Annotated in this window: 6 protein-coding genes; 1 reads left to right on the forward strand and 5 read right to left on the reverse strand. The window is 50.2% G+C overall.

The annotated features are described in order from the left end of the window. Nucleotides 1–34 precede the first annotated feature (34 nt). The 3 genes from Mal48_RS12840 to Mal48_RS12850 all read right to left on the reverse strand — a co-directional run bounded on the left by Mal48_RS12840 (nt 35) and on the right by Mal48_RS12850 (nt 4151). Entirely contained in the window at nt 35–1141 is a 1107-nt protein-coding gene (locus Mal48_RS12840; RefSeq protein WP_145199927.1) for a DSD1 family PLP-dependent enzyme, read from the reverse strand. Nucleotide 1142: 1 nt separating this feature from the next. After that, nucleotides 1143–2537 (reverse strand): glycosyl hydrolase, encoded by a 1395-nt coding sequence (locus Mal48_RS12845; RefSeq protein ID WP_145199930.1) that lies wholly within the window; start codon nt 2535–2537, stop codon nt 1143–1145. A 231-nt stretch (nt 2538–2768) separates the two neighbouring features. Next, nucleotides 2769–4151: a sulfatase-like hydrolase/transferase gene (locus Mal48_RS12850; protein ID WP_231739545.1), complete on the reverse strand. Its 1383-nt coding sequence runs from the start codon at nt 4149–4151 to the stop codon at nt 2769–2771. A 369-nt stretch (nt 4152–4520) separates the two neighbouring features. On the opposite strand from Mal48_RS12850, the gene Mal48_RS12855 reads away from it, so the two are divergent. After that, nucleotides 4521–7124, forward strand: coding sequence for a M48 family metalloprotease (locus tag Mal48_RS12855; protein ID WP_145199933.1), 2604 nt, complete (start codon nt 4521–4523; stop codon nt 7122–7124). 171 nt (nt 7125–7295) lie between these two features. Here the strand turns inward: Mal48_RS12855 and sucC are convergent, their stop codons facing one another. Beyond that, nucleotides 7296–8483: an ADP-forming succinate--CoA ligase subunit beta gene (sucC, locus tag Mal48_RS12860; RefSeq protein ID WP_145199936.1), complete on the reverse strand. Its 1188-nt coding sequence runs from the start codon at nt 8481–8483 to the stop codon at nt 7296–7298. A 310-nt stretch (nt 8484–8793) separates the two neighbouring features. Further along, entirely contained in the window at nt 8794–10587 is a 1794-nt protein-coding gene (locus Mal48_RS12865) for a sulfotransferase (RefSeq protein ID WP_145199939.1), read from the reverse strand. Nucleotides 10588–11274 lie beyond the last annotated feature (687 nt).

The following is an 11274-nucleotide window of genomic DNA, read 5'->3' on the forward strand; positions in this document are numbered from 1 at the left end:
AGGCAATGGTAATACGAATGTAGCGTTCTCATTGTCACTTGAGTTTCCCTCGGGCTGCAATCGGCCAGATGCACTCGACACGATTATCTCGCAGGCCGACAAACTCGTTGTGCAATACAGTTGTATGGTCGCTGTATCCCGGTGAGACGATGACTTTGTCACCGACGATCAGGTTTTGAGACTCTGGTCCCAGTTTGAGTGTCATGTGCTCTGCACTGAGTTGCGTTACCTCGGCATCGTTGAGTGCTTTGCCGCTCACCATTGATGGAACTGTCGGCGGATGAATATCTGGATGAACGGACTTTCTTCCAACATCGAGTACCGCACGCTCCAAACTCGGACGACTGACCACGCTCGCCACCAAAGTTAAGGATGGTGTCAACCCTTTCACGCCGCAGCGTTCGAGGTAAAAGCGGTCAGCGAAGATCCCGCCACCTGCCTGAAGTTCTGTCACAGCGGGATGTTTGGCAGTGATCTGATACGAACCGGTTCCGCCAGCACTGACGATATCGCAACACATCCCTTCTGCGAGCATCACATCCCGGAGCTCTTCGAGAAACGAGAGAACCGTGAAAATCTGCTTCTGTTTTTTCTCTTCGTCTGTCTCACTAAGCAGGTGACCTTCGTATCCCATGATCCCCACAAGTTCGACTCCGGGAAGCTTGTTAACTCCGCGGGCGAGTTGCTGCGCGTCCGGGCCGGGCCGGATTCCGACTCGCTGCATCCCGAGATCGACTTCGAGAATCACTCGGCACTTCACACCGTTTTGACGGCAAACATCGGACAAAGCCTCTGCTTGAACAAAGTGATCGCAAGCAATAATAGGATCACCAATTGCACAAAGCTTGGCGATTCGCTGAAGTTTCTGTTCTCCGATCATCATGTTGGCAATCAGCACATCCGGGATGCCATTTTCAATGAAGACGGCTGCCTCTGAACTCTTTGCAGATGTGACACCGATCGCTCCAGCGTCAACCTGCATTTGAGCGATCACTGGGAGCTTGTGGCACTTCACATGTGGTCGCCAGTTCTTCCCATGCTCTTTGAGATAACTCATCATGCTGTTCAGATTCGCTTCCATGACCGCAAGATCGATGCACAGCGATGGCGTGTCCAACTCAGTAATATGTTGCCCAATCATCTTAAGAATCCTTCCCGACAGGTTGTCCGAAAAATGTGTAGTAAGGTTCGCCGTTTGCAATTCGTTGTACGAGTAAAGCCGCTTCGCGAAGATGATAATCGCCCCACATGCACGCTTCTCCCGAAGGGATGTTTTTGCCTTCGGGGATGTGGTCCCAACCTCGTGGACGATGGTACACCGAGTGAAGCAGCAAGCCTTGATGTGAACTATCGAAGCTTAAATATGGATCTTGCAGCAAAGTCGAGAGAATCGTCAGCCCGATCTGGAAGTAATGATCTCCCTGGGAGTTTCCACGCGAGTTTAAAATGTTTCCTAAACGAATAAATCCTTGGGCAGCGATCGCTGCCGCTGAACTGTCGACCGGTTCTAAATCGTTGAATGGGTCGGCTGGACGGTTTTTGTAATCGCCGAGTTGAGCCAAGCCCGGCGCTCCGGTGTCCCAATAGGGGACGCCATCGGTCGGAGTTTCGGAATAGTAATAATCACAGGCTGCCATCGCAGCTTCGAGCATGAATGATTCGATTTGCTCTCGACCTCCAAAGAGTTCCAGCTCTTCGTCTGGAATCGTTTCGAGGAATTCGATTTGTTCGGGATATCCAGAGATGATCCAGGCTGCACCGCGCGTCCAAGTTGAAAATGGGCTGTACCCCTGTTGAGTACTCGGACAGCGATAGCGACCGTCGTTCAGATTAAACAGACTTTCATGAGCGACACGCCCACGGACGTCGTACGTGTCGCGGCCTTCTCCGTAGAAAATGTTAGAAACGGCTGTGCAATGAGCGTGCATCAACAGGCGTTCGAGAAGTGAAATCGCTTCGTCGTTTTCCCCCATCAGGCAATGTTTCAAGTGATGAGCCATTGCCAGCGAACGTAGTGAGCGAATGGTGTCACAAAACAGTGATTGCGGACCATTAAAAGAATAAATGTACCCATCACCGTCGAAGGTTTCACTCCAGCGAGATGCTTGAACCGCCCCACTCACTTTCAGCGCCAACTCGTAGACATCGAGTTCTCGTTGATTGAACGGGATGCGTCCTTCCAGCATCAAACGGCGTAATGCCCCGTAAGTGCTGATGTTGTTAAATCCATGGTCATGGACTCCGATGTGGCTGACGTGGGAGGCCATCAACTGGATTGTTTTCTCTCGACCGAGCTCCAGAAATTGCTCGTCGTTCGTGGCGTCAAACTGAAGAATGGCAGAGCCAATCTGAAACCCCTGCGTCCACTCCGTCCAACCTTGCGCAGTATATGTTCCGTCGATTGTGAACACCGGAGTGCCTTGATCCGATGACCATGAACTTTCGATGTTGTTGATGCAGTCAGCAGAGGCTTCCCACATCTGTTGGATGCCGGGCAAGAGATCTTGCGGCGTAAGTAACGGGTTGATTGTAATCATGTTTGAAATCTCATCGAGCAATAAAGTCACAGCAATGCTACGGTGACAGGACCACAATGGTCTTTCCCATCATCACGTGCAGCCTACAACGTTGTTGATCTCTGATTGTCTTGTAGAAATGCACTGCTGCACAAAATAAGTATTGGAATAGTTGGTGGAACAAGTAGCCTGACACAGAGAGTCGCACTGTTTGCGACACGAGATCAGGGCAAAGATGATCGCCGCCGGGAACTACGGAACGTCTGGCTGTCTCGTCGATGTTTGACCGATCTCTGTCACCCATTCGCGATGGGCTTCCATCATCTTTTGCACACGCTTCGGAAACTTCGTCGCGAGATTCATCTCTTCAGCAGGATCATCTTGCAGATTAAAGAGTTGAAAGTCTGCCAATTGTCGCTTCCCTTTCGTCTCTGCAAAGAGTTTCCAATCTCCTTCCCTGACAGCCCAGTTTTTCCGAAAACTCCAATAGAGCGTTCGAGGCGGGAGAGTTTTTTGCTCATACATCTCAGGGACCAGGCTGACGCCGTCCAATGGTCTTTCTGTTGATGCTGAAACCTGTGCCAAATCGAGAAGCGTAGGCATGATGTCAATCGTCATGGCAGGAGTCCCGGAAGTGGTACCGGCGGGAATGTGATCGGGATGCCAGGCAATCATTGGAACTCGATGCCCACCTTCCCAGAGGCTTCCCTTGAATCCTTTCCAGGGGGCATTTGATCCTAATTTCATGGCTCCATTATCGGAGAAAAATAGCACGAGCGTATTTTTGTCGAGCCCGAGTTCACGTACCGTTGAGACGATTTCTCCGACGCCGTTGTCCATTTCAATCATCATCTCTTTGTACGCCCGCGCAACATCTTTGACTTTCGCAGACTGGATGTCTCCCACTTTTCCAGCTACTCGGACAGGTGGATCATTGGGCCCCTGGAATGGGGAGTGAACGCATTCATGAGCAACATAAACGCAGAACGGCTTGTCCTTGTTCTGCTTGATGAATTCGACAGTGTTGTTGGTGATGAGGTGTGTGCAGTAGCCCTCTTCTGGGCTCAGCTTGTCGTTGTGCCACCAGTCTTCAATTCCCATTCTGTCCAGGTGCGACTGATAACAGATATTGCCGCTCACATATCCCCGGAACTCGTCGAATCCGGACTTCGTCGGGTTGTACTGGACTTCGTAACCGAGGTGCCATTTGCCGAACATCGCCGTGATGTATCCAGCCTGACTTAACTCTTCCGCAAAGGTGATCTCCGACATCTGCAAGCCATGATGCCGATTCACCTTTGGATCTGCATTGATGACACCATCAATCCCGGCCCGCTGCTGGTATCGACCGGTCAGCAAGGCTGCTCGCGTCGGACTGCATACCGAGCCATTAGAATGAAAATCGGTAAACTTCATTCCCTCAGCCGCCAATTTATCTAAATGCGGTGTCTTGTATGGCGGACTGCCGAAACAGGAGATGTCCCCGTACCCCATATCATCAGCCATAATCACCACAATATTGGGGCGATCTGGAGAGCCAGCTGAAACGTTTTTCAGGGGGACGAATTGAGTCATGACAGCAGTCATCAGAACTGCTATGACTGCCCGCTTGCGAGGTGTCTTTTTGATAGTCATGTTGAGTATCATAGCAAGTCGGTCTGTTGGACAAAGCCTTCACCGAAACCACCTGTTCAAAAGTCGCTTTTGAAAGATTCCCGTTCCCCCAAACTGACTAGAACCAGTCTGAAAACCTCTGCAATCACCGCTTTCCTCAATGCTTGAGAGAGCAATTTCAGGTTTCAGGATCAGTTCTAGAAAGTTAAATAGTGAATCGTTGTGGGAAGTGGACTGCGGTTCACCAGCCGTAGTCAAAGGTCTCGATGAGAGGAAAGGGTCAATGGCTACCGAAAAATGCTCCGCCTCTCAGAAAACCACATGACCGAACGGCTCACCCCAGCAGATTGCCATTGATATCGAGAGATATCCTTAGAAAGAAACCTCGCAATGAAGCGTCTTCAAACGCAAGTTCTCGCACTCTCTCTGCTCATACTTCTGGGACTCTCAGCGAACAGTTTTTCGCAGGAAGGGTATTCGTCGGCCCGAGATGAATGGGAAGTTTTCAATGAAGTAGCGCAGCTCGAAATGCAAGGTGACCTGGAAGCTGCGATTGAGATGCTCAAGGCCGACATCGCCAACAAACAGAGATCACCATCTCTGGTCCTCGAAGAACGTCGGTATCTGGCGCAAATCTATCTCGACAATGATCGTCCGATAGAAGCGATCGAAGTTTTCACGGATCTACTGAGTCAGCCTTTACACCCACTCGACGAGTACGACTTCCTTAATGATCGAGCCGATTCATACGACCAGATTGGAAAGCATGAACTTGCCAAGGCGGATCGTCTCACAGCGAAGAAGCTGATCGAGTCTAATACGGATCTGGACTATGAACATGCTCCCAGCTCACCTTCTCAACCACTTCGCGAGACAATTGAGAACCGACTCCGTCAACACTTCCCAGAACTCTCATCAACAAGGTCTGGGAGAGTGGCAATTCTGATTTTCTGGGGTGTGTTGGTCTGGTTGCTAATTGTGATCTGGGACATCTGGAAAGGAAATCGCCAACGAATCGAGGGAGAGGGAACCTGGAAACGACTCATTGGTGTCTCTGCAGTGATGGCGCTGTTCCAGTCTCTCCCATTTCAGATTTTTCTACTGTATTTCATGCTGCTTCCCGAGGAGACCGAACTCGACACACCTTTCCATGTCGCAGTCATCACAACGATTCTGTCCACCTTTTGGGTCAGCTTATACTTTGTTCCAGCGATTCGTTGGATTGGCTCGAAGGAGCCTCTTACAAAGGTTGATGACGAACAGTTTCTGCTCCGGCTCAACCGGATGTCCACTGAATTGGGAATTCGACCACCTGTCGCTCGGCTGCTTCCCAGTTCCGGAGGTCCAATGATGATACAAGCCTTCGCAGGTGGGCTGCCGCAGCCTTCATTAATTCTCAGCGACGGGGTCTTGATGAGGCTCGAAGAGCATGAAGTCGATGCCATCGTCGGACATGAACTGGGGCACATTGCAAACAAATCTTTGTGGTGCTTTCCAATCTTTGCCGCACTCGCGTGGGCGTGCCCCATTCTGGTCTCAACCCTGTTTGGATTCTGGACGTCATTGATGTTCGGAATGGCGGTGTTTGCTGGGTTAAGCAGGATCGTCAGCCGATATTTCGAATACGACAGCGATCGAAAAGCTGCGCAAGTTGCGGGCGTTTCCGCGACGATCACAGCGCTCGACAAAACGCACATCGTTTCTGCTGTCAACAATCAGGGCTGGGCTTCGTTTCTGGCTTACTCAATGGCGACTCACCCCTCGCAAGAGGAGCGTCTTTCGGCATTGGCTATGAATGCCCCTGCGGATGACCAACCAAAGATCACCTGGTCTCCGAGGACGGCTATCAAAAGGAGATGGGGAGCCAGAATTGCCTTTCTCTGTTGGGTCGGAATTTTAATTTCCTGCTTCTTCGTTCCCGAAACAGACAATTGGCAGATGGTGCGCGGTCTTGTCCTTGCGACAATCTTCTTTCTCCCTCAATTGATGATTCAGAAAGCGATTCGAAAAGAAGTCCGCTCAGAGATGAAACGCCGACAGGTCGGGCAGAACTCGAAACTGAGTGTGATAGCTGTCATTGCAGCGGTCTTTTTTTTCATCATCATAAGTTGGTCTCTCTCGCAAGACGTTGAGAATATCGTTCAGGATGATACGGGCTTCAGTTCGTACATATTCTGGATTTTCGTCGCCGTGCTGACAGTCCTGTTTATCATCTGGAATAAGCGAAAAGCGGCACGTTCTCCTGTGGCACAAATTCGTTTAGCGTTTCATCAGAAAAGGTGGGCAGATGCCGTTGAATTAGGCCGGGTGAACTGGGAGAGCTTAAAACCGAATGCCGCGGTGCGAAACGATTTGATACTCGCGTTTTGGATGACAGGAGAAGAAGAGCGAGCAATTCAGGCGATGCGGCAACTCCAAAAAGATTTCCCGAAATTCAAACATCCGTGGGTGATGGAAGCGCTGATGCACCTGGATCGCGAAGAATTCCAAACGGCGCTGGATGTGCTCGATGAGGTCAAAAACGATCTGAAAGATGACCTTGGTCGACTCGGAATTGTTGCTCGGGCATCTCGATTCTTGGGAAAAATCGACGATGTTCGGGAAACCGCAGACCAGATGGAATCCATCTCCCCCAACCTGGCAGCGATTCATTCATTTCGCTCCCTTGTCGCCATGGACTCCGGAGATTCTGAAACTGCTCTCGCACAGATTCAAAAAGCGGAGTATCTCGCTCCGGGGGATGCTTACATCAACCTGCTGAAGGCAGAATATGAGTTTCGGTTTGGAGACCGAAACGTGGGTCTGAAAACATTGGCAGCAGCGAAAGTCCTCGTCAATGCAACGCCGTTTGCATTCTTGAGAGCAGAGCTAACCCACGTTGAGAGACTGGCTCAACCGGAAATCGATTCGAACGAGTCAAAGATCGAAGCCGAAGAGAAAGCCGATTCGATCGATGATGACACCGACTCCGAAGTTGAAAAGAACGACGCCTGAAGTCTGTTCAATGCTTGTCGTGTCCACGAAGCGCACTTTCACGTCCTGGTAGACTTCATGAATTGGTAGACAGATCGCCAAGATGCAGAATGCATAAGCTGTTCTGAAAAACCGTTCAGATGCACACTTGAAGCGTGCAGCTGAACGGTTGAAAGACGAAAGCGACAGAAACTAAGCACCGAGTGTTGCGACCACTTTTTGGGCTGCGTCGGTGAGGTCGTTCGCGGTTGTGATTTGCTTGCCGGAGTTGGCGAGCATCTCGCGAGCTTTCTCGACGTTCGTCCCTTCGAGGCGGACGACGAGCGGAACTGTAATGCCGATTTTGTCGTATGCTGTCAGCAATGCTTCGACGATGGTGTCACACTTCATGATCCCACCGAAAATATTTACGAGGACCGCTTTGACGTTGTCGTCAGCCAGGATGATGCGAAACGCCTCGGTGACCTGATCAACATTTGCTCCTCCACCGACATCGAGGAAGTTGGCCGGTTCGCCGCCGTGTAGCTTAATCAAGTCCATTGTGCTCATGGCCAATCCGGCCCCATTCACAAGGCAACCGATGTTTCCATCGAGCTTCACATAGCTGAGCCCTGCCTCTTGAGCCTGGACTTCGTTGGGCTCTTCTTCGCTCAAATCACGCAACTCGTCGAAATTCTTGTGACGGAACATCGCGTTTTCGTCAAAAGCAACTTTGGCATCGAGTGCCAGCAGTTCACCATCACCTGTGACGACGAGCGGATTAATTTCGAGCAAGCTGCAATCGTTGACTGCGAAAAACTTACAGATGCGTGGGAAGAATTTCCCAGCCGCTTTCATTGCAGCCCCTTCAAGGCCGAGTGCGTAAGCAATTTTACGAACCTGAAACGGTTGCAAGCCTTCTGCAGGATCGTAATGAACGCGGATGATTTTCTCTGGCGTTTCTTCAGCAATCTCTTCAATCGCCATGCCCCCTTCCTGTGATGCAATCACACAGGGAAGCCCAACTTCGCGATCCACGACGACTCCGAAATATAATTCGCGAGCAATGTCGAGACCTTGTTCAACGTAAAGCGTGTTGACCTCTTTGCCTTCTTCACCAGTTTGAATTGTGACGAGTGTCGACCCGAGCATTCTTTCAGCATTGGCGATGGCATCTTCGCGAGATTTCACAAGAACGACGCCACCTTGCTCCGGGTGTTCGACAAAGCGTCCTTTCCCACGTCCTCCAGCATGGATCTGGGATTTCACTACACATACAGCTGTGCCCAGCTCATCGTAGGCCTTCCCTGCATCCTCTGCCGTTTTGACGACGATCCCACGCGGAACTGGAACATCCATTTCCGCAAACAATTTTTTCGCCTGATATTCGTGAATCTTCATGACAGGGCCGTCGATCCTTTATGATTTCTACTAGCAATTCAATTGGGTCCGAATGGTCTTGTACGAATCACGCAACCTGAACCGGGTAACGAGTTCTCGCTCAAGAACCAGCATCGAGAAGATGATAGTGTCTCAATCCCTGGCTCGCTAGAATACATTCGTGTTTCTTGAGCCGGTGAAGAACGGCTTTCTTCAGAAAGTACCGCCCACCACAAGACAGAGCGTGTGCAGCATACCCGAAAATGCTTGAGCAGACTTAAAAAACGGCACGAATCCCGTGTATCCGGGACGCTCGAACTCGCTGAAGCGACTATTGATAGCCGAGTTTTGCTCGCAGCGGACCGAGTTGTTCGTTGGCGATTTTCAGGACTTCGGAAGTGAAATTTTCAGAATCCTTCCAAACTCCAGAGCGTCCTTTCCGGCGAAATTCCAGAGTCCCGGTTTTCTGATGTTTCTTGAAATGATGCTTCTCCGCAATGCTGGCAGCCAGTTCCGGGTCAACTTCCGCCGAGATTAAATTTCCACAGGAGATGAGCTGAGCCGCCGGGTCGCGGAGCAGGTCTTCATAAGAAAGTTGCAGCTTTTGCTCGACAGGAAAAGCCTCATAAGCTTCCAAAGCGAGTTCCATCGTACTGCGAATATGTTTTGCGGTGCGGCGTACGTTGGGTTCATTCAGAGGATCAGCCTGATCACCGAAGCGATCATTCCAGCTTCCAGGCTTTTGTAAATCAAGATAAGAATCGAGCGTATCGTACGGATCTCGGACGAGATGAATCAGCCTGCCCTGTGGGAACAGGATCGCCAACCAACGGTAGAGCTCGGGTGTGTTCACCTCTTTTACAGCGAGACTATGTTCGCCAAACTTCGGATACCGATCTTCGATCATTTCGAAAAACATTCTACGAATGCCATCGAGCCAAATTTTCTGATGCTTCTTCGAAAAGAATGAGGCTGGCCGCTGGTAGTCCTCGGGACGATCCTGAAGATGCTTGAACAGACGACCGAAATACGGTTCATGCCACTTACGAATTTTGGGGAAATCCCCCAACATCTCAGCCAGCCATGTCGAGCCGGTTCGACCACATCCGATGATCCAGCCAATCTGGTGCTCCGCAACCTGGGCCCCTGAGGATCTTTGCTCAGCTGTACGAAGATGCGAGATCAGTCGCTCTGCACGATGCTCATACAAATGAGAGTTGAGTGTAATTTGTCGGGCTTGCTCGCTTTTCTTGATACGAGTCTCCTCGTCCGACCAGACTTCTTCGAGAGCAGTGATGACCGATTCGGCGTCTTCGAAATACACAACGTTCTCTCCGTAAAGATCGCGTACTTCTTTTCGCGGCGGACCTGTGACAAGCGACGCATGGCCGAAAGCTGTCACTTCGTAAACTCGGGGGCTTGCCGACTCAGCGACTTCAGATTCTCGAAAGATGTTCAAGGTCGCGATGGAATTTGAATAGATCTCCCATTTTTCAGGACCGTCAATCGTTTTCTCGCGGAGGTCCGTCATTCTAAATTTCCCAAACTCCTTTCTCCCATCAAGTATCTTACCCGCAATGAGAAACCGCTTTTGCTCCTGCTCACAATGTCGCGCGACTTCCAGAAGCAGAGGAAGTCGATCTTCAAAAACTGTTCCCAGGAAGGAAACGGCGTAACGTGGTTTCGCGTGTCGCTGAATTGACGGAAACTCAAGCGAGGCTGTCGGGAGGTAGATGGTCTCTTCGTTCGCGCAACTCAACTCGTTCGTGAATCGGTGAGTGTAAAGGGACTCAACGTTGGGCATTTCTTCATAAGGATCATCGGTGGCGATTAAGACAGTCGGAATTCCAGCCCGACGGATTGAAAGAGGAATTCGAGAGCGTTTGCCACGAAAATAGAGGCCATCGATGAAGATCACGCAATCAATCCGGTTTTCAACGTCCAGTGCCGTCCCAAGGATATCCGAGCAAACCGATTCCGGGCTAAGAACCTTCAGCATCGAGAACGTTGGATAAGGAACAACATCAAGCCCAATCAGACTCAGACCAATTCGGTAACCTTCCCACACATCTCGCGTTGAGAAGTTCGCTGCTCCGGAGACAAGCAGAATTCTTGAAATGCCCACTTCGATGATCCCGCTGAAACACGCTCAGCGAGAAATTTCACCAAGCAGAAGAAGTTGAGTGTCACAGAAAAACCAGAATTCGCATCTCCCATCGAAACGGGGAAAAATGCGGGAATAAGGCAATTCTATGACATTTCCTACAATACCGCTCTCTTTCCAGCGAACTCAAGACGTTGTCAACAATTCTATGAGACAGAGAAATACCATCGTTCAATCATTCCGAAGATTCGGGCTTTGCGACATTGGTGTGTCGATGAAACCAAGGTTTGAGGAGCAAGCCCTGATCTTCAGCGCGAGAAACCTACTATGAATTTACTGACCTCCAAGCCCGGCAGGAGTGAAACCGCTTGCTCAGGCAACTGGCTGTCATGGTCGGAATTTGTGGATTCTTCTGGTAGTTTTTGCCTGATCAATGTATATTTCTACATTGTGAATCGACCTGCAGGGACTGCCTTCAAACCAAGGATTGAGCAAGGATTGAGTTAGTCGAATAGCCATTTTGATCAGCAATGTGAATCTTGGCTGTTGTCAGTAAATTTCACAAAACAATCCGCAGAAATTTATTTCCAGACGTATGAACTCCCGACATCTTCGGGAACAACGTTTTTCGAGAACTTCAAGAACAATTCTTTTCGGTGATTTAGCAAACGGGTAAGTCAACGAAAACCAGACAGTGAAGACAAGCCA

The organism is Thalassoglobus polymorphus, from assembly GCF_007744255.1.
Lineage (GTDB): Bacteria > Planctomycetota > Planctomycetia > Planctomycetales > Planctomycetaceae > Thalassoglobus > Thalassoglobus polymorphus.

What these genes read in the sequence shown, in the direction of transcription:
- Mal48_RS12850 (WP_231739545.1), bottom strand. Translation starts at nt 4,151, where the DNA reads ATGACTATCAAAAAGACACCTCGCAAGCGGGCAGTCATAGCAGTTCTG.
- Mal48_RS12845 (WP_145199930.1), bottom strand. Translation starts at nt 2,537, where the DNA reads ATGATTACAATCAACCCGTTACTTACGCCGCAAGATCTCTTGCCCGGC.
- Mal48_RS12855 (WP_145199933.1), top strand. Translation starts at nt 4,521, where the DNA reads ATGAAGCGTCTTCAAACGCAAGTTCTCGCACTCTCTCTGCTCATACTT.
- Mal48_RS12840 (WP_145199927.1), bottom strand. Translation starts at nt 1,141, where the DNA reads ATGATTGGGCAACATATTACTGAGTTGGACACGCCATCGCTGTGCATC.
- sucC (WP_145199936.1), bottom strand. Translation starts at nt 8,483, where the DNA reads ATGAAGATTCACGAATATCAGGCGAAAAAATTGTTTGCGGAAATGGAT.